Source organism: Bacillus sp. 205(2023) (assembly GCF_037027485.1).
Classification (GTDB): Bacteria; Bacillota; Bacilli; order Bacillales; family Bacillaceae; genus Bacillus; species Bacillus halotolerans.
The window spans coordinates 16465-36475 of record NZ_JAXCHF010000006.1 but is presented as its reverse complement, the minus strand read 5'-3'; the positions used below and the strand labels follow the sequence as shown (position 1 = coordinate 36475).

General features: G+C 43.4%; 14 protein-coding genes and 1 tRNA gene. 12 read left to right on the top strand and 3 right to left on the bottom strand.

Annotation, left to right across the window (positions count from 1 at the left end):
* Window positions 1–3 precede the first annotated feature (3 nt).
* Window positions 4–741 (bottom strand): protein-glutamine gamma-glutamyltransferase, encoded by a 738-nt coding sequence (locus WA325_RS14895; RefSeq protein WP_044158904.1) that lies wholly within the window; start codon window positions 739–741, stop codon window positions 4–6.
* Window positions 742–895: 154 nt separating this feature from the next.
* Between WA325_RS14895 and tlpB (WA325_RS14890) the strand changes: the two genes are divergently transcribed.
* From tlpB (WA325_RS14890) to rhaA, 9 genes are all read left to right on the top strand, one after another.
* Window positions 896–2884 (top strand): methyl-accepting chemotaxis protein TlpB, encoded by a 1989-nt coding sequence (gene tlpB, locus WA325_RS14890; protein WP_105991689.1) that lies wholly within the window; start codon window positions 896–898, stop codon window positions 2882–2884.
* A gap of 174 nt (window positions 2885–3058) precedes the next feature.
* Entirely contained in the window at window positions 3059–5047 is a 1989-nt protein-coding gene (tlpB, locus tag WA325_RS14885; protein WP_227598654.1) for a methyl-accepting chemotaxis protein TlpB, read from the top strand.
* A 126-nt stretch (window positions 5048–5173) separates the two neighbouring features.
* A complete protein-coding gene (gene mcpA / locus WA325_RS14880) occupies window positions 5174–7159 on the top strand; it encodes a methyl-accepting chemotaxis protein (RefSeq protein WP_105955454.1) in 1986 nt (661 codons plus the stop codon).
* Between the two features lie 112 nt (window positions 7160–7271).
* The gene (gene tlpB, locus WA325_RS14875) at window positions 7272–9260 is read left to right on the top strand and encodes a methyl-accepting chemotaxis protein TlpB (RefSeq protein WP_105955453.1); all 1989 of its coding nucleotides are present in this window, start codon (window positions 7272–7274) and stop codon (window positions 9258–9260) included.
* Between the two features lie 144 nt (window positions 9261–9404).
* Window positions 9405–11474: a bifunctional aldolase/short-chain dehydrogenase gene (locus WA325_RS14870; protein ID WP_336183885.1), complete on the top strand. Its 2070-nt coding sequence runs from the start codon at window positions 9405–9407 to the stop codon at window positions 11472–11474.
* Between the two features lie 57 nt (window positions 11475–11531).
* A complete protein-coding gene (locus WA325_RS14865; RefSeq protein ID WP_024122630.1) occupies window positions 11532–12317 on the top strand; it encodes a DeoR/GlpR family DNA-binding transcription regulator in 786 nt (261 codons plus the stop codon).
* The gene (gene rhaB, locus WA325_RS14860; RefSeq protein ID WP_336183884.1) at window positions 12314–13771 is read left to right on the top strand and encodes a rhamnulokinase; all 1458 of its coding nucleotides are present in this window, start codon (window positions 12314–12316) and stop codon (window positions 13769–13771) included. The genes WA325_RS14865 and rhaB overlap by 4 nt, the downstream gene beginning before the upstream one ends.
* Before the next feature lie 15 nt (window positions 13772–13786).
* Window positions 13787–14101 (top strand): L-rhamnose mutarotase, encoded by a 315-nt coding sequence (gene rhaM, locus WA325_RS14855; RefSeq protein ID WP_059292671.1) that lies wholly within the window; start codon window positions 13787–13789, stop codon window positions 14099–14101.
* Window positions 14102–14116: 15 nt separating this feature from the next.
* A complete protein-coding gene (rhaA, locus tag WA325_RS14850) occupies window positions 14117–15391 on the top strand; it encodes an L-rhamnose isomerase (RefSeq protein ID WP_336183883.1) in 1275 nt (424 codons plus the stop codon).
* A gap of 40 nt (window positions 15392–15431) precedes the next feature.
* Here the strand turns inward: rhaA and WA325_RS14845 are convergent, their stop codons facing one another.
* Window positions 15432–16418 (bottom strand): Gfo/Idh/MocA family protein, encoded by a 987-nt coding sequence (locus WA325_RS14845; RefSeq protein ID WP_105955448.1) that lies wholly within the window; start codon window positions 16416–16418, stop codon window positions 15432–15434.
* 180 nt (window positions 16419–16598) lie between these two features.
* Between WA325_RS14845 and WA325_RS14840 the strand changes: the two genes are divergently transcribed.
* From WA325_RS14840 to WA325_RS14830, 3 genes are all read left to right on the top strand, one after another.
* Window positions 16599–17765, top strand: coding sequence for an AI-2E family transporter (locus tag WA325_RS14840; RefSeq protein ID WP_024122625.1), 1167 nt, complete (start codon window positions 16599–16601; stop codon window positions 17763–17765).
* A 91-nt stretch (window positions 17766–17856) separates the two neighbouring features.
* Window positions 17857–18687: an undecaprenyl-diphosphate phosphatase gene (locus WA325_RS14835; RefSeq protein WP_010331630.1), complete on the top strand. Its 831-nt coding sequence runs from the start codon at window positions 17857–17859 to the stop codon at window positions 18685–18687.
* Window positions 18688–18794: 107 nt separating this feature from the next.
* Window positions 18795–18867: transfer RNA gene (locus WA325_RS14830), tRNA-Ala, on the top strand.
* Between the two features lie 204 nt (window positions 18868–19071).
* Here the strand turns inward: WA325_RS14830 and WA325_RS14825 are convergent.
* Window positions 19072–19557 carry a cysteine dioxygenase gene (locus WA325_RS14825; protein WP_105955447.1) on the bottom strand — a complete coding sequence of 162 codons (486 nt, stop codon included), beginning with the start codon at window positions 19555–19557 and terminating at the stop codon, window positions 19072–19074.
* Window positions 19558–20011 lie beyond the last annotated feature (454 nt).

The following is a 20011-nucleotide window of genomic DNA, read 5'->3' as shown; positions in this document are numbered from 1 at the left end:
TTTTTAGCGGGTGATGGGATAGAGAGACGGAATATCAAGCCTGGTCGCTTGTGAAAGGAGATAAGCTGACTGTACGGCTCCTTTTCGTCTGAAAGAATTCAGCTTATCAATAATTTGCTGAGCGTTTAAAATTCCCAGGCCGTGAGCAAAATATTTGTCCTTTTCTAATAAAATCACATTTTCGCCTCTCCACTGCGCTTTCTGCGGATCAAATTCAGGATTTTTAAAATACAAACAGTCTCCAAGGAAAAAGTGATGTCCCGTTTCCGTATATATCGGCAATTTCTCATAATGCCAGTCATATAAAATAATTCTGTCAAAGGCTGCGTCGAATTTTTCTTCTCCGATGGTTTTAAGCAAAGCTAAGTAATAAATCACAACGATTGCCGTCGCGCATTCAAACGCGTAAAACGGTCCGTTTTCTGCAATATCCCGAATCGCCTTTGAAGGCGGCATTTTATACTTAAGCTCCAGAGCCCCTTCCGGTGAAACCCGCCAATACGCTGTATTCCCGTATGTTTTTACAAAGGTGGCGAACTTCGCCCCGCTTTTATGCAGCGCTTTTGCCGATTCAACGATATTCATGCGCAAATGAAGCTCAAACATCAGTTCAGCGATCGAATGATAATCAAACTGAACGGGTGTATCAATCATTTCTTTTAGCAGCGGATTCAGGTTTTTGTCAATTTGCCAGTTTTCAATGTCTTGGGGACGGAGCCATTGTCCGGATACAATAATCATCTGAAGCCCCCCTTGTTTTTTATAAACTATGCACAAGGCTTGGGCAATGAAAGCTAAAAAGACAGAGAAATGTCATGAAGGAAATTTCTTCTATTTTAAAAACTTTTTAAAGCAGCCGATATATACTGTATCAAACCTGAAGGAGAAGCTGGATATGAAGACTTTTATCAATTGGCTGACAAAACCGTCTATTTCTAGAAAACTAATGATTTCATTTGTTGTGATTTTAATCATTCCGATTCTTATATTGGAATTCAGTTCTTATCGCTCAGCAAGCGGAAAACTGGATCAGGAAATCATGGGAAATGCAAAAAATAGCGTCGATTCATTTAATACAACAGTTACAAATGATTTAGGAGCAAAAGCGAAAGGCGTCAGCTTTTTCAGCGAATCACTGAAAAGCTCCGCGTTTAAAGGAAAATCCAAACAGGAAGAGCTTAAGGCCAAGTTTTCGCAATATGTTTCCATTAACCAAGATGTAGCCAGAATTTACGGAGGGGCAGAAAACGGCACATATGTACAGGCACCGAAAGAAAAATTGCCGGATGGCTACGATCCGAGAAAACGCTCTTGGTACCAGGATGCAATGAAAGCCGGCGGTGAAATCGTAGTGACCGATCCTTATGTGGCAGCCAGCGACGGAAGCATGGTCATTACCATTGCTCAGGAATTGAAGGATGGTTCAGGCGTCGTCGCCATGGATATCACAATTGATAAACTGTTAGAACAGATGAAACAAATTAAAGTCGGAAAAGAAGGCTATGTTTTCATCGCGACGAAAAACAAAACATATGTCGCCCATCAAAACCATAAGGCTGGTGAAAAGCTGTCTGGCGACTGGGTTGCCAAAATGTATGAGAAGGACAGCGGCGAGCTGCAGTATACCCTGAATCATGAAGATAAAAAGATGACATATACGACAAATCAACTGACTGGCTGGAAAATTGCCGGCACCATGTATATGAGTGAAATCAAGGATTCCTCAAAATCTGTCCTGACAACAGGCATGATCGTGCTGATTGCTTCAATACTGGCAGGCGGAATGTTAATCCTGTTTATCGTTGGTTCAATCACAAAACCGTTAAAACGTCTGGTTCAATCATCAAAAATGATCAGCAGCGGGGATCTGACAGAAACCATCGAGATCCGTTCGAAAGATGAACTGGGCGAGCTTGGCGAAAGCTTCAACGAAATGGGACAATCCTTGCGTTCGCTTATCAGCGCCATTCAAGACTCGGTTAATAATGTTGCCGCATCATCCGAACAGCTGACTGCATCCGCCGGGCAAACGAGCAAGGCTACGGAGCATATTACAATGGCAATTGAGCAGTTCTCAAACGGAAACGAAGAGCAAAGCGAAAAAGTGGAGTCCAGCTCTCATCAGCTGAACATGATGAATGAAGGGCTCCAGCAAGTCTCACAAACATCATCAGACATTACGAAAGCGTCTATCCAATCAACGGAAATCGCGGGTACAGGCGAGAAGTATGTCCAGCAGACAGTCGGGCAGATGAATTCAATTAATGAGTCGGTTCAGCAGGCTGAAGCAGTGGTGAAAGGGTTAGAAGAAAAATCAAAAGATATCACGAGTATTTTACGAGTCATCAATGGGATTGCTGATCAAACAAACCTGCTGGCATTAAATGCAGCCATTGAAGCGGCGCGGGCCGGGGAATCTGGACGAGGCTTCTCTGTTGTAGCGGAGGAAGTGCGTAAGCTGGCCGTTCAATCTGCAGATTCATCTAAAGAAATCGAGAATCTGATCCAGGAAATCGTTGCAGAAATCGAAACTTCTCTTCACATGTTTAAAGCCGTTAATCAAGAAGTGCAATCAGGGCTAGTTGTCACAGACAATACAAAGGAAAGCTTCCAAAGTATTTTCAGCATGACAAATGAGATTGCAGACAAATTGCAGACGATGAATACAACCGTAGAACAGCTGTCAGGCCGTTCAGAGCATGTATCGGCAGCAGTGAGCGGAATTGCCGATGTTTCAAGAGAAAGCTCGGCAAGCATTCAAGACATTGCTGCATCGGCCGAGGAGCAGCTTGCTTCTATGGAAGAAATCAGTTCATCAGCCACGACCCTGGCGCAGATGGCAGAAGAGCTCCGTGATCTGACAAAGAAATTTAAAATTGAATAAGAGCAAAAAACAGCGCTTATGAAGCGCTGTTTTTTTGTATAAGAAATAATATAAAAGACCTGTCTAAATCGGTGAGTTTAGAACTATTTTTCATTTTTCCCTTCATTTTCAATGTAAGATAAAGGAATATCAGCCGATATCATTTGTAAATTATTGAAAGAAGGTTCAAGAGGAATGAAAAAAACACTCACCACCATTCGCAGATCATCAATTGCCAGGAGACTCATTATTTCTTTCCTGCTGATCTTAATTGTCCCGATTACGGCACTATCGGTAAGCGCTTATCAATCAGCCGTTGCATCTCTTGACATACAGATGACGCAAAGCGCAAAGGAAAACGTTCAAATATTAGATAACATTATTGATGGCAGAATCAAAACGACTGAAAAAAGCCTCGCGTTTTTCAGCGATTGGACGACAGCAGACAAGCTGAAAGACAAGAAAAAAACGGAGCTCAAACAAGAATTTAAACAATTTATTCAAATGAATGACAATGTCGCTGCGGTGTTTTCAAGCAGCAAAGACGGGACATTCACACGCTATCCGCACGCAGACATGCCGAGTGACTTTAATGCTTTAGAACGTGACTGGTACACAGAAGCCATGGCTAATAAAGGAAAGACAATTGTCACCGAACCTTACGAATCCATTTCATCAGGAAAAATGGTTGTCACCATTGCGCGTCAGACAAAGGACGGATCAGGCGTTGTCGCCATGGATATGAAAATCGATGACCTTGTGGCAACAGCAAAAGAAATCAGTATTGGTAAAGAAGGCTATGCCTTTATCCTCAGCCAAAATAAAAAAATCATCGCCTACTCCGGTGAAAAAGCGGGAACGCAGTTAGAAGGGGAGTGGATAGACAAACTTTACAAAGACAAAAGCGGCGACTTTGAATATACGTACAAAGGAAAGAAGAAGAAAATGGCGTTCGCCACAAGCGAAACAACAGGCTGGAAAATCAGCGGCACGATGTATGCCAACGAGATTCATGATGCCGCAAGCAGGGTTCTTGTTATGGCATCAGTTGTTCTGGCCATTGCCATTGCAGCCGGAATAACGGCGATTTATTTTGTCATCCGGTCGATTACAAGGCCTTTAAAAAGCATCGTTGCGTCAGCTGAAAAAATCAGCAAAGGCGATTTAACAGAAACGATAGAAATCAAATCAAAAGACGAACTCGGGGTTCTGAGCCAAAGCTTCAACAATATGGCGCACTCTCTCCGCTCGCTGATCTGCGGAATCAAAGAATCTGTAGAACATGTCGCCTCATCGTCAGAAGAGCTGACAGCTTCCGCAGATCAGACAAGCAAGGCCACTGAACACATTACAATGGCGATCGAACAATTTTCAAACGGAAGCGAAAACCAGAGCGACAGAATCGAGACGACAACAGAACAAATTAACGAAATGAACGACGGACTGGCAGAGCTGGCCCGGGCAGCGGCAGTCATTACAGAAACCTCTGCAGACTCCACCGAAGTGTCAAGCGCAGGGGAAACACTCGTTCAGAGAACAGCCGGCCAAATGAATACGATTGATCATTCTGTGAAAGAAGCGGAGAAAGTGGTCAAAGGCCTGGAAATCAAATCAAAGGATATCACAAATATTTTACGTGTTATCAACGGCATCGCGGATCAAACCAATCTTTTAGCATTAAATGCCGCCATTGAAGCGGCCAGAGCAGGAGAGTACGGACGAGGCTTTTCTGTAGTCGCTGAAGAAGTGAGAAAACTTGCGGTACAGTCGGCAGATTCAGCAAAGGAAATTGAATCGCTGATCAGTGAAATCGTAAAAGAAATCCATACATCATTAAACGTTCTTCAATCCGTGAATAAAGAAGTGGAAACAGGTCTGGTCATGACAGACGAAACAAAACAAAGCTTTAAACATATATCAAAAATGACAAATCAAATTGCCGCAGAACTGCAAAACATGAATGCGACGGTTGAACAGCTGTCGGCAGGGTCTCAGGAAATTTCCGCTGCTTCTATAGATATCGCCGCTATTTCTAAAGAAAGTTCAGACGGCATTCAAGATATCGCCGCTTCAGCCGAGGAGCAGCTTGCCTCCATGGAAGAAATCAGCTCATCGGCGCAGACGCTTGAAAAAATGTCCGAAGAGCTGCGAGATTTGACAAAACGATTTAAATTGGATGATTAATAGGTCTAAATCACTAATTTTTAATAGGGATTTAGTTATTTTTCTTGAAATTCTTCTTTTTTAATGTATATATTTACCCATTTTCAGCCGATATGAAGGGTAGCATAAAAAAGGAGAAATGAACTGATGAAAAAAATACTCCAACTTATCAAACAGAGATCAATTACACGGAAGCTTCTTGTTTCCTTTCTATCGATTCTCATCATACCGGTTGCCATAGTAGCGGCGATTGCTTATGGATCTGCCAGCAGCTCGCTCGACAGACAGATGATGGGAAGCGCCTTAGAAAACGTACAGCAGCTAAACGAAATCATTAACACCAGCATCGGAGAAAAAGAAAACAGCGCCGAATACTTCAGTGAATGGCTGACACAAAAGAAATATAAAGCAAAGAGCAATGCCAGCATTGAAGAGAAATTCTCACAATATATTAAAATCAATAAAGACGTGGAATCCATTTATACGAGTGACAAAGACGGGCGCTTTACCCGTTATCCGGATCTGCCGATGCCAAGCGATTATAATCCCGTTGAACGGGACTGGTACAAAAAAGCGGTTGCCAATAATGGTAAAGCCGTCATAACAGATCCATACAAAACAGCATCTACGAACACAATGGTTGTGACAATTGCCCAGCAGACAAAAGACGGATCAGGCGTTATCGCAATCAACATGACGATCGATAACCTGCTGAAAACGACGAAACAAGTGAACATCGGCACAGAAGGCTATGCTTTTATTATGACGAAAGACAAAAAGGTCGTTGCGCATCCTGACGAGACTTCAGGTACCGAATTAAAAGGCGACTGGCTTGAACAGATGCTGTCTGCCGATAAAGGCGATTTTCAATACAGCATGAACGGCGATAAGAAAAAAATGGCCTTTGATACGAACAAGCTAACGGGATGGAAGATAGGCGGAACGATGTATCTGGACGAAATTCATGATGCGGCTAAGCCTGTGCTTCACCTCGCATTAATTGTCCTGATTGCAGCCATTCTCGTTGGTATCATCGTGATGACATTGGTTATTCGATCAATCACGAACCCGCTGAAACAGCTTGTCGGTTCATCTAAGCGGATCAGTGAGGGAGATTTAACGGAAACGATTGATATCCGTTCAAAAGATGAACTGGGCGAACTGGGCAAAAGCTTTAACAATATGGCGTCTTCACTTCGCTCTCTCATACACGCCATTCAGGATTCGGTAGACAATGTTGCCGCTTCCTCCGAGGAATTGACGGCATCTGCCGCGCAAACAAGCAAGGCGACCGAGCATATCACATTGGCGATTGAACAATTTTCAAACGGCAATGAAAAACAAAATGAAAACATCGAAACAGCGGCAGAGCATATTTATCAGATGAATGACGGATTGACGAATATGGCTCAAGCTTCTGAAGTCATTACAGATTCATCTGTTCAATCGACAGAAATCGCGAGTGCGGGCGGACAGCTTGTTCATCAGACTGTCGGCCAAATGAACGTGATAGACAAGTCCGTGAAAGAAGCGGAACAAGTTGTTCGCGGATTAGAAACCAAATCAAAAGACATCACAAACATTCTGCGCGTGATTAACGGTATTGCTGACCAGACGAACCTGCTTGCACTAAACGCTGCCATTGAAGCGGCGCGCGCAGGCGAATACGGGCGCGGCTTCTCAGTCGTAGCGGAAGAAGTCAGAAAGCTGGCTGTACAGTCCGCTGATTCAGCTAAAGAGATTGAAGCGCTCATCATTGAAATCGTGAAAGAAATCAACACATCTCTCGGCATGTTCCAGTCTGTGAACCAAGAGGTGCAAACAGGCCTTGACATCACAGATCAAACAGAGACAAGCTTTAAACGAATCTCTGAAATGACAAACCAGATAGCCGGAGAACTGCAAAACATGAGTGCGACGGTTCAGCAGCTTTCTGCCAGCTCTGAAGAGGTATCGGGAGCGTCTGAGCATATTGCATCGATTTCAAAAGAAAGCTCAGCCCACATTCAAGATATCGCGGCATCAGCCGAAGAGCAGCTTGCTTCTATGGAAGAAATCAGCTCATCAGCAGAAACACTTTCAAGCATGGCTGAAGAGCTTCGCGATATGACAAAACGATTCAAAATCGAATAATGAGTCAAAACACCCAAGGTTCTGTGCTTGGGTGTTTTTTTTAGTTTTTTTATTAAAGCTTTTATCCTAGCTTGACGATATTATTTTTAGCTTAAAGGAGGAATTATCGAGAATGGGAAAATTCATACATTGGATCAAACAGCCATCAATCAGCAAACCGCTTATCGCTGCGTTTCTGACAGTGCTCATTTTGCCGATTGGGGTATTAGCATATTTCAGTTATCAATCAGCTTGGAACGCACTGGACAGGGAACTTACGAATAGTGCAATAGGAAACGTTGAAGAACTCAACAGCACACTTGAAAACAAATTGAAAAATAAAGCAAAAGCAATTGATTATTACAGCGAGACGATTGATAAGGACATATTACAAGGCAAAAATAAAACCTTACTGAATGAAAAATTCAAGCAATACACAACACTAAATGCCGATGTAGGAGCAATCTATGCGGCTTCAGAAAATAAAAAGCTTTACAAATATCCGGAAAGCGGCGTTCCTAAAGGTTTCGATCCGACAGGACGTGACTGGTACAAACAAGCCGTTGCGAAAAAAGGACAGGCTGTATTCTCAGAGCCGTATACTGACGAAGCGACAGGAGATATCGTTGTTACGATTTCCAAACAATTAAAAGATGGCTCAGGGGTCATAGCGCTTGATTTAAATCTGGATGAAGTGCTGACAGCTTCACAGAGAATAAAAATCGGTAAAAACGGCTTTGCATTTATTACAACAGGCAACAAAAAATATATCGCCCATCCGACGATTAAGCCAGGAACAACTGGATCCGGCGACTGGATAAAAGAGGTATATTCAAAAGCAGACGGCTCATTTGAATATACCTTCGAAGGCAAAGAAAAGAAAATGGCATTTGCGACAAATAAACTGACAGGGTGGAAAATCGCGGGTACGTACTTTGTCAGTGAATTGCAAGATGCTTCAAGTCCGGTACTGAACACTGCCGTTATCATTCTATGCGTGTCAATTGTAATCGGCGGTATACTCATTCTCTTTATTATACGCGCCATCACCAAACCGTTAAGAAAACTGGTTTCAACATCTGCGAAAATCAGCAGCGGAGATTTAACGGAAGTCATTGATATTCAGTCGAAAAACGAGTTTGGCCAGCTAGGAGAAAGCTTTAACGAGATGTCTGAATCATTGCGTTCTGTCATCGGTGTTATTCAAACGTCTGTAGAAAATGTGGCATCATCTTCTGAAGAACTGACGGCAAGTGCAGCCCAAACGAGTAAGGCGACTGAACACATTACGCTGGCAATCGAACAGTTTTCAAATGGCAACGAGGCGCAAAGCGAGAAATTGGAAACAAGCTCAGATCATCTTTCTCAAATGAACCACGGCATATCAAAAGTGGCTCAGGCTTCATCAACCATTACGAAGTCTTCAATCCAGTCCTCTGAAGCAGCCGGAAGCGGAGAAAAACTGGTAGAGCACACAGTCGGCCAAATGAAGACAATCGATGAATCCGTTCAAAAAGCTGAAGCCGTCGTCAAAGGCCTTGAAACAAAATCTCAGGACATTACCAGCATCTTAAATGTAATCAATGGCATTGCCGATCAAACGAACTTGTTGGCTTTAAATGCAGCAATTGAGGCAGCCAGAGCCGGAGAATACGGCAGAGGCTTCTCTGTTGTAGCGGAAGAGGTCAGAAAACTTGCTGTGCAATCTGCAAGTTCTGCGAAGGAAATTGAAGGATTAATTCAAGAGATTGTCAGAGAAATCAGCACGTCGCTCTCTATGTTCCAATCCGTGAATCATGAAGTAAAAGAAGGTTTGCAAATTACAGATCAAACAGCTGAAAGCTTTAAGCAAATCTATGAGATGACATCGCAAATATCCGGTGAATTGCAAAATCTGAATGCGACGGTTGAACAGCTGTCAGTCGGATCACAGGAAGTATCAAGTGCGGTTGAGGAGATTTCCGCAGTAGCGAAAGAAGGCTCAGCAGGCATTCAAGATATCGCAGCTTCGGCGGAAGAGCAGCTTGCGTCTATGGAGGAAATCAGCTCTTCAGCTGAAACATTGGCGAACATGGCGGAAGAACTTCAAGACATTACGAAAAAATTTAAAATTGAATCTTAATAGAAAAAGAAAGCGGCATATCTTTGCTGCTTTCTTTTTTTTGTTTCTTGATAAAAACAAAAATAAACAAAAGGTATTCAAAAACAAACAAACATCATATATAATGAAAGCGGATACAAATAAAAGGGACGGAGGAAGATGAAAATGGTGAAACATGTATGGGAATCAGAACATGCCGCCCAGCTGCCTAAGGGTGTTGAAGAATTGGTGTATCGGTCCAATTTAATCGGAGCAGACCGCACTGTATGCAACTGGGGCGGCGGCAATACGTCGATGAAAACAAGGGAGAAGGATTTCAGAGGACGCGAAACAGAAGTGATGTGGGTAAAAGGAAGCGGCTCAGACTTGGCAACAATGAAAGCGCATAACTTTACCGGCCTGAGATTAGATGACATCCGTCCGCTGATTGAAAGAGACCAGATGTCAGATGAAGAAATGGTAGATTACTTGTCTCATTGTATGATAGACAGCAAACATCCCCGCCCTTCCATTGAAACACTCTTACACGCATTTCTGCCATACAATCATGTTGACCATACCCATCCGGATGCGATTATCAGCATTTGCTGCGCTGATAATGGAAAACAAATTGCCGAAGATATTTACGGCAGCCGGTTTGTATGGGTGCCATACGTTCGCCCGGGATTTACTCTGTCTAAAATGATCGCAGACGGCGTGGCAAACAATCCAAATGCCGAGCTTGTCTTAATGGAAAAACACGGCTTAGTCACTTGGGGAGATACGTCAGAGAAGTGTTATGAGAAAACGATCTCCATTATTCAAGAAGCTGAGCAGTACATTCATGAACGCATCAACCAAAAGCAGCGATTCGGCGGCAGGCGATACGAGTCACTGCCAGCAGATAAGCGGAAACAAATTCTGGCGGGGATCATGCCTGTTATCCGAGGAGCTGTAAGCGATGAAAAGAAAATGATCCTCTCCTATGACGATCATGAAGAGGTATTAGAATTTGTAAACAGCGTGCAAGCGCCGGAGCTTTCTCAAATTGGCGCTGCGTGTCCGGATCACCTCGTTCATACAAAGCGTGTCCCGCTGTACATTGAATGGAATCCGGAAACGCAAGATGCACAGGAGCTGGAGGATCTGCTGAAGTCAGGGATCGAGCGCTTCAAAGCAGAGTATCAAGCTTACTTTGCACGCAATCAGCAGGAAGGGGATCAAATCTTTGAATCAGCGCCGCGTGTCATATTGATTCCTGGCATTGGAATGGTCAATACGGGAAAAAGCCTTGCCATGTCAAAAGTTAGCGGTGCTTTATACCAGAGAGCTATTGCTGTAATGAAAGGCTCTGCCTCACTCGGACGATTTGTTTCATTAAACGAAAATGAATCCTATCATGTTGAATACTGGCCGCTGGAATTATATAAACTCACGCTGGCCCCGCCGGAAGCAGAATTTTCTCGAAAAGTAGCATTGATAACAGGTGGCGCCGGCGGAATCGGAAGTGCAGCCTGCCGGCACTTTGCAGCAGAAGGCGGACACGTGATCGCGGCTGACCTGAATGTAGAAGGCGCACAAAAAATTGCCGAGGAAATAAACGAAACGTACGGAGAAGGACGCGCAATGGCTGTCAAAATGGATGTGACAAATGAAGATGAGGTACAGTCTGCCTTTGAACAAGCAGCGCTTACCTACGGCGGCGTTGACATTGTCGTTAATAATGCAGGACTGGCAACATCAAGCCCTTTTGACGAAACAAGTCTAAAAGAATGGAATCTCAATATCAATGTATTGGGAACCGGCTATTTTCTCGTGGCCCGCGAAGCGTTTAAGCAAATGAAACAGCAAAACATAGGCGGAAGCATGGTGTTTGTGGGATCGAAAAACGCTGTCTATGCGGGAAAAAACGCTTCAGCCTACAGTTCGGTAAAAGCACTTGAAACCCATTTGGCTCGATGTATTGCAGCAGAAGGAGGAGAATACGGCATTCGTGTAAACTCAGTTTTGCCTGACGCGGTTCTCCAAGGCTCAGCGATTTGGGGGTCAAGCTGGCGGGAGGAACGGGCTGCGGCATATGGAATAGAGCCGGATCAGCTAGAGGAACATTATCGGAAACGCACAACGCTTTTGGTTAATATTTACCCGCAGGATATTGCCGAATCAATCGCGTTTTTGGCTTCTTCTAAAGCTGAAAAGACGACAGGGTGTATGATTACAGTAGACGGCGGCGTCCCGGCAGCTTTTACGCGTTAGAAGTATGCTATGATATGGGAAAAGCAAGACGGATATTCATGAGGAAGGACGTTACCGATGTTAGTAGCAGAACGGCAGAAAAAAATAGTCGAACTAGTGAATAAGCGTTTAAGCATCCGCGTATCCGAATTGAGTGACATATTTTCTGTCACAGAAGAAACGATTCGGCGGGACCTGGAGAAGCTTGAGAAAGAGCATAAGCTGAGCCGCAGCCACGGAGGTGCGGTCAGCATTCAGCAGCAGGAGTCAGAAATTCATTTTTCTGAACGTGAAATTACAAATGTAATAGAGAAAAAAGCCATTGCTCACGAAGCGGCCAAATATGTAAAAAGCGGTGACCGAATCATTCTCGATGCAAGCACCACTGCATGGTACATGGCGAAAATACTCCCTGATATTGAGCTCACCGTCATTACAAACTCAATGAAGGCAGCCATTGAACTGAGCAAAAAACAAAAAATATCAGTTATTTCAACCGGCGGTATCTTGCTGACAAAATCATTATCATTTGCGGGACCGTTAGCTGAGCGTTCACTTGAAACTTATCATGTAAATAAAACTTTTCTGTCCTGCCAAGGGTTTGATATGGAACATGGAATGAGCGACTCAAATGAATGGCAGGCACTGCTTAAAATACGGATGATTGAAAGATCTGATCAGACCATTTTGATGGCCGATTCAAGCAAATGGGGGAACCGCGAGTTTTCACATATCGCCTCTTTGCAGGATGTCAGCTGCATCATTACCGATTCCAGACTTGATCCGGTATCAGTAAAAGCCCTTGAAGAAAAGAATGTGAAAGTGACAGCCGTCCCCCTTCCTAAAGAAAGGGTGAAAGGATGATATATGCTGCTGTTGATATAGGGGCATCAAGCGGGAGAGTCATCATAGGCAAACTCCAGGAAGGAAAGCTTGCAGTACAAGAGATTCACCGATTCGCAAACGGCTTCATGCAAAGAGACGGACATGGCTACTGGGATATTGATCATTTACTAGAGCAAATCCTGCAAGGGCTGCAAAAGGTGAAAGCTCTTGGCTATGACTGCTGCACCGTCGGCATTGATACATGGGCCGTTGATTACGTCTTGCTGGATGAGAAAGGCAGCCGATTACGAGAAGTCATATCATACCGGGATAAAAGAACAGAGAACACAATGGAGAAGCTTGCGCAAACAATATTAAAAGAAACAATCTATCAAAAAACAGGCATTCAGTTTCAGCCTTTTAACACAATCTATCAATTATATGAAGAAGACCAGGAGCTGCTGAGAAAAACAGAGCAGATTTTAATGGTGCCGGATTATTTAGGCTATTGCTTAACCGGCAAAGCAGCAGCGGAAATCACAAATGCGTCCACGACACAGCTCTTAAACGCCTTAACAGGAAAGTTTGATCCCGAATTGCTCGAAGCCGTGTCTGTTAAGGAACAGCAATTTCCGCCGCTGACTGAACCGGGACAGGAACTCGGCATGCTCAGAAATGATTGGTTTCCAGGCTATGATCTGCCGGCTTGCAGGGTGGTTACCGTCGCAACGCATGATACTGCTTCAGCTGTCCTCGCCGCACCAGGCATAAACAATGATTGGGCGTATATCAGCAGCGGAACATGGTCGTTAATCGGAATTGAGAACGAAACGCCGATTATAAATAAACTCGCATTGAAAAACAATTATACAAATGAACGCGGCGCAAACAACACCATTCGTTTCCTGAAAAACATCATTGGCATGTGGATGATACAAGAAGTCCGGAAACAATTACGAGAAGATTATAATTTTCAGCAACTGGCAGAAGAAGCTGGAGACACAAAACCGTTTCAGCAGTTTATCAACTTAAATGATGATCGTTTTCTGAATCCGAACGACATGATAAAGGAAATGCAACATTATTGCAGAGAAACCTTCCAACAGATTCCTCACACAGCAGGCGAACTTGCCTGCTGTATCTACAGCAATTTAGCCATCATCTATGCGATAGCCATCTCAGAACTAGAAACCATTACAGGGAAAAACATTCAACAGCTTCATATTATCGGAGGAGGCGCCCAAAACGACTTCTTAAATCAATTAACCGCTGATATGAGCGGAAAAACAGTATACGCCGGACCTGCTGAGGCGACAGCCATCGGAAATCTGCTGATGCAAATGATTGCTGCCAAAGAAATAAAGGACGTAAACCAGGCCCGCAAGACCGTCAGAAACTCCTTTCCCATTAAAGTGTTTATGCCTAAAGATACTGACAGAAGCGCCATCATTCAGTCCTATCATCAAACTGTTTTGAAAGCGCTATCTAAATAAAAAGAGGTGATCAGCTTGAAAAGAAAAGCGAGTATCATGTTCGTCCATAAAGATAAATTCAAGGAATACAAACAGAGGCATGATGACATTTGGCCAGAAATGGCGGAAGCGCTTAAAGCCCATGGGGCGCATCACTATTCTATTTTTTTAGACGAAGAGACAGGCCGGTTATTTGCTTATTTAGAGATAGAGGATGAGGAAAAGTGGAAGAAGATGGCGGACACAGAGGTGTGCCGCAGATGGTGGAAATCAATGGCGCCATTAATGAAAACAAATGCCGATGACAGTCCCGTTTCAATCGATCTGAAGGAAGTCTTTTATTTCGAATAAAAGGGAGAGAGCCGTATGACGATAAAAGCGAATTATGACAGCGCAAAACAAGAATATGAAAAATGGGGAATTGATGTTGAAGCTGTGTTCCGGCAATTGCAGCAAGTTCCGATCTCAATCCACTGCTGGCAGGGTGATGACATTGAAGGGTTTGAAGTGAATAAGGGCGAGCTTTCCGGCGGCATTGACGTCACAGGCAATTATCCCGGAAAAGCGCAAACCCCGGAAGAATTAAGAAGAGATCTGGAGAAAGCTCTGTCTCTCATTCCGGGAAAGCATCGGGTCAACCTGCACGCTATATACGCAGAAACAAATGGAGAAGTTGTAGAACGTGATCAGCTGAAGCCGCATCACTTTGAAAATTGGGTGAAGTGGGCGAAGGGTCTTGGTATCGGATTAGATTTCAATCCGACACTGTTTTCACATGAGAAAGCGGATGACGGGCTTACACTCGCACACCCTGATCCATCCATCCGGGAGTTTTGGATTCATCACTGCGTCGCGTGCCGCCGCATCGGAGCGTATTTCGGCAAAGAATTAGGCACGCCTTGCTTGACGAATATTTGGATTCCGGACGGCTATAAGGATATTCCGAGTGACAGGCTGACGCCGCGCAAAAGATTAAAAGAATCATTGGATCGGATATTCCGAGAGGAAATCAGTGAAGATTACAATGTTGATTCGGTCGAGAGCAAGCTGTTCGGACTTGGATCAGAATCATATGTCGTCGGGTCTCATGAGTTTTATTTAGCCTATGCTTTAACGAACCATAAGTTATGCTTGCTCGATACGGGACATTTCCACCCGACAGAAACGGTATCAAACAAGATCTCGGCGATGCTGCTTTACACAGACAAACTCGCCTTGCACGTATCCCGGCCCGTTCGCTGGGACAGTGACCATGTCGTGATGTTAGACGATGAATTGAGAGAAATCGCCCTTGAGATCGTCCGTAATCAGGCATTAGAGAAAGTCGCCATCGGTCTGGATTTTTTCGATGCCAGCATTAACCGTGTCGCGGCTTGGACTATCGGAACGAGAAATATGATGAAAGCTATAATGTACGCTTTGCTTCTTCCGAATGACCATTTAAAACAATTGCAGGATGAGGGGCGCTTTACAGAAAGGCTGGCGCTGATGGAGGAATTTAAAACCTATCCTTTCGGTGCCATCTGGGATTATTACTGTGAGCAAATGGGAGTGCCGGTAAAAGAGGCTTGGCTTGATGATATCAAAGAATATGAACAAAACGTGCTTTTCAAAAGACAGGCATCCTCACCGATCGTTTAAAAAAATCCGCCCGCGTGCAACATGCCGCGGGCGGATTTTTTTAGGCTTGATCAGCAGGGTACACAATACCCATCTGTTTTCTTGCTTCCTCCATGATGTTAGCAGTGATCAAGGAGCGTTCATATGTATTTTCTTCAGATTCCTGTTTCTTCTCTTTCACGAGTGAAACAAATTCAGCTGCTTCGTAAAACATTGCCGGTTTAGGATCAGAGAGCGAAATGTTTTCCAGGCGGCCGTCACGATAGCGGATTTCCACTCGTTCAGGACGATGGATCGTATCCAATACAATTGTCCCGTCTTCTCCTTGGATTTCAGCAGGCGCGTAGGAAGTTGAGATTTTAGAATGCATCAGTACGGCTTCAAACCCGTCATATGAGAGAATGACGGTACCTTCTCCATCAACGCCGGAAGATAAAGTGTATCCGTTCGCTTTCACGGCTTTCGGCTCTCCAAACAGCACAACGGCAGGGTAAATACAATAGATGCCGATATCCATCAATGAGCCGTTAGACAGCTCAGGCTGAAACGCGTTCAAAACAGTTCCGTTTCTAAACGCATCATACCTTGAAGAGTACTGACAGTAGCTTGCGGTAAATCTGCGGATTGTGCCGATTTTGTGGAAGTGTTTTTTCAGCTCTTTAAAATTAGGCAGGAATGTGGTCTTCATTGCTTCCATGAGGACAACACCATTCGCTCTGGCGGCTGAAATCATCTCTTCTGTTTCTCTGGTATTTGAAGCAAGCGGTTTCTCGCATAGCACATGTTTGCCATGGTTCATAAAGAGGATCGCCTGCTCCTTGTGAAGAGCATTCGGGCTGGCGAGATATACAGCATCAAAGCCATCGCTTGCCGCCATTTCCTGAAGGTCGGAGAAGGTATATGCAGCCCCATGCCGAGCGGCAAACTCAGCGGCGCGTTCAGGTGTTCTTGAATAAACGGCTGTGAGCCGGAAATCTTCAATTTCTGAAGCAGCTTCTAGAAAGCGGTCTGTAATCCAGTTGGTTCCTACTATTGCAAATCGTATCACGCATATCGCTCCTTTTGTATGATATAGCTAAATTATAGCTTAAAAAGAAGAAAAGCACATGATAGATCAAATCACATTTTTTAGTTAAGGAAGTTTTTCCAGCAATTAGCGGTTTTTATTTTTCATTATAGGTACGATAGTGTACAATTTACTTAAACTATGTATGACGGAGGAACGATAGTGGAGACGTTGCAAACATGGAGCGGCAGATTCAAGCGATTCTTCTTGGACAACAAGTTTGTTTTATTTTTGCTTGTTTTGCTGCTGATTGGTTTAAATATTCTCGTATTTACAAAAACATCATTTATTTTCACCCCGATCATTGTTCTGCTCAAAACGATATCGCTTCCGATTATTTTAACAGGCATTGTTTTTTATCTGTTAAACCCTGTCGTTGATTTCCTTGAGAGAAGAAGAATCAGAAGAATCTATTCCATTTTGCTGTTATATCTGTTGATTATCGGGCTGATCACGATCACAATCGTGTCGATTATCCCCTTTTTAAAAGAGCAAATTATGAGTTTGATTGACAACATCCCGAGATATGTGGATGTTGTTGAGAATCAGACAAAAGAACTGATCGGCAGTAACTTTGTCAATCAGGCGCAGCAAACGATGAACATTAATATATCTGATCTCGCGACAAAGGTGTCAGATCAGGCAGCGACGATTGTAAACAGCACCTTTACCGGCGTTGGGAATTTTATCGGCGCCTTAACTGAGATTATCATTTCGATCGTGACAGTTCCATTTATTCTTTTCTATCTGTTAAAGGACGGAAAGAAATTGCCGATCTACATACTGAAGTTTGTGCCGACACAATTAAAAGAGCAAACATACACAGTTTTAAGCGAAATGAATCATCGGCTAAGTTCTTATATCAGAGGACAGATCATTGTCAGCTTCTGCATTGGATTTTTGCTGTTTATCGGCTATTTGATCATCGGACTGGATTACGCTTCGCTACTTGCCGTTATTGCGGCTTGTACAAGCATCGTGCCGTATTTAGGTCCGACAATCGCCATTACGCCTGCGATCATTATCGCTATTGTGACATCGCCTCTGATGCTGCTCAAGCTTGTGATCGTCTGGACGATTGTTCAGCTTATTGAAGGGAAACTGATCTCCCCGCAAATTATGGGGAAAAACCTTCATATCCACCCAATCACCATCATTTTTCTGCTGTTAACCGCCGGCAAGCTGTTTGGTGTTATCGGAATTATTCTTGCGATTCCGGGCTATGCGGTTGCCAAAGTCATTACGACACATTTATTTGACTGGTTTAAAATGCAGTCGCATCTATACGATGAAGAAAAAAATGAAAATGCAAAGAGTCATAAAGCATAAATTTCATTTATAGTTATATAAGACGGGCTTTCCATTTATGGAAGGCTCCCGTTATGTAAAAAATAAATGTCTAATGGGGAGAATTAAAATCATGACTCTATGGGAATTGTTTGTAGCTGCTATTTTAGGAATCGTAGAAGGATTAACAGAGTACGCACCGGTTTCTTCGACAGGACATATGATTATAGTAGATGATATCTGGCTTAAATCAGGCAGTCTCATGTCTGAAGAAGCAGCCAACTCATTTAAAGTTGTCATTCAGCTTGGCTCTATTTTAGCGGTTGCGATCGTGTTTAAAGACAGGATTTTGAATTTGCTTGGCTTGAAAAAAAATATCACGAGTGACCAAGAGCATGGTCACAAATTAAGCATTGCCCAAATCGCAGTAGGACTTGTGCCTGCCGCGGTTCTCGGCTTTTTGTTTGAGGATTATATTGATGAATATTTATTTTCAGTCCGCACCGTGGCCATTGGCTTAATTGCCGGGGCAGTTTTAATGCTTGCAGCCGATTGGATTAATAAACGGAAAGAAACGACAGACACCCTAGACCGTATTTCATATAAGCAGGCGATTGGCGTCGGTTTATTCCAATGTCTTGCCCTTTGGCCGGGTTTTTCACGCTCTGGCTCAACGATTTCCGGGGGCGTTATTCTCGGGTTGAATCACCGTGCGGCAGCCGATTTCACATTCATTATGGCAATGCCGATTATGATGGGAGCCAGCACCTTAAGCCTAGTGAAGCATTGGGACAGCTTAAGCTCGGATCTGATGCCGTTTTTCATCGTCGGTTTCATCTGTGCCTTTGTTGTCGCACTGTTTGTGGTCCGTTTCTTCCTAAGACTGATTAACAAAATCAAACTTGTTCCGTTTGCAATCTACCGAATCATTCTCGGCGTGATTTTACTTTTGTTTATGATGTAAATCGAAAAATAAGGCTCCGGAAAGGGCCTTATTTTTTTCTGCCAATTAGAAAGGAACAGCTTGTTTTTTTAAAAAAAATCATCTATAATAAACATGACGTTACATACGGGGCCATAGCTCAGCTGGGAGAGCGCTACGCTGGCAGCGTAGAGGTCAGGGGTTCGAGCCCCCTTGGCTCCATACCTGTAAACCCTTATTCTTTAAGGGTTTTTTTGTTTTTAATGGAAAGGTTTCATTCGCTGAACCCTTCTGTGGATCCGAAATCATATGTTCCTAGGAGCATTTCACAAACCAATGATAAAGTCAGATATTCCTTCGTTAGGCTCCTGCGTTTGAAAAATGACATATAACAAACTAATCAAGTAAAGTAGTTCAGGCTGTAAATCATGAATTTTCCAATACACCACTTTGTTCTTCAAAGACCGTCATGTCTTCCAAAGGGGGTGAGTAAACATGAAGAGACACCATTCGTTCGGAAGTCGGATTGGACATTTTGTGAATTAACCCTTTGGTTGAAATAAGACATTCTCCTTTGTGGACAAAATATGAATTGGAGAGTTCTGCATGATCGCCGGTTGAGCGATAAATAGAATTGAGAAGTTTTCCTTCTAACACCATTGCACAACCAATGGATTGACCATGATCGTGGACTGCTGTCTCCTTGTTTGGGGGAATGTTAATCACGATAATTTCTAATTCATTGTTTCTATAGATGGCATTTCGGCCGTAAGCGTACTGGTCTGGTTCCTTTATATATGGTTGACTCAATTCTGCCGCGTTTGGAATTTGTTTTAAAGAAGCTGCCAAATCTTTAACCGATGGATTTTTCAAGCCGCCAAAAATTTCTTCGATACACTTATACAGTTCCATTCGTTTTTACCTCCCGGATCATTTAAAATTGCCTAGCATTGGTATTTCGCAGATTAGTTCATGATATTTACCCATAGACAATTTAGAGGCGGCAAACGCCTAGTGAACACAAAAAAATGTGCGGTCAACATGTTGTTCTTATCACCAACTTATTCGGGTTGATTAGTTTGAATTTTGATGAAAACAGTGAATTGAAAGGTGCCGTCATTACCCAAGCGAAGACCGATAGGATTACTTTTAAAACGGCCTGCTTTAAATCGCTTGAGGGAGCAGGCAGGGACTCATAAGTCACGGTATCGGGCAAAAGCCGTTCAGGTTTTTGATTTGTGCTTGAAATTTGCGCCATTGACAAAACACAATCGGTTTGGAATAATGTTTGAGTATATGCTCATTTTTTCACATATTATCATAAAATAATATCATTTCCCATGATGGGGAGAGAATCCGAATGAAA

Excerpts from the sequence above, each read along its gene's own strand:
- WA325_RS14895 (WP_044158904.1), bottom strand. The coding sequence starts at position 741 with ATGATTATTGTATCCGGACAATGGCTCCGTCCCCAAGACATTGAAAAC.
- tlpB (WP_105991689.1), top strand. The coding sequence starts at position 896 with ATGAAGACTTTTATCAATTGGCTGACAAAACCGTCTATTTCTAGAAAA.
- tlpB (WP_227598654.1), top strand. The coding sequence starts at position 3,059 with ATGAAAAAAACACTCACCACCATTCGCAGATCATCAATTGCCAGGAGA.
- mcpA (WP_105955454.1), top strand. The coding sequence starts at position 5,174 with ATGAAAAAAATACTCCAACTTATCAAACAGAGATCAATTACACGGAAG.
- tlpB (WP_105955453.1), top strand. The coding sequence starts at position 7,272 with ATGGGAAAATTCATACATTGGATCAAACAGCCATCAATCAGCAAACCG.
- WA325_RS14870 (WP_336183885.1), top strand. The coding sequence starts at position 9,405 with ATGGTGAAACATGTATGGGAATCAGAACATGCCGCCCAGCTGCCTAAG.
- WA325_RS14865 (WP_024122630.1), top strand. The coding sequence starts at position 11,532 with ATGTTAGTAGCAGAACGGCAGAAAAAAATAGTCGAACTAGTGAATAAG.
- rhaB (WP_336183884.1), top strand. The coding sequence starts at position 12,314 with ATGATATATGCTGCTGTTGATATAGGGGCATCAAGCGGGAGAGTCATC.
- rhaA (WP_336183883.1), top strand. The coding sequence starts at position 14,117 with ATGACGATAAAAGCGAATTATGACAGCGCAAAACAAGAATATGAAAAA.
- WA325_RS14835 (WP_010331630.1), top strand. The coding sequence starts at position 17,857 with ATGACTCTATGGGAATTGTTTGTAGCTGCTATTTTAGGAATCGTAGAA.
- WA325_RS14825 (WP_105955447.1), bottom strand. The coding sequence starts at position 19,557 with ATGGAACTGTATAAGTGTATCGAAGAAATTTTTGGCGGCTTGAAAAAT.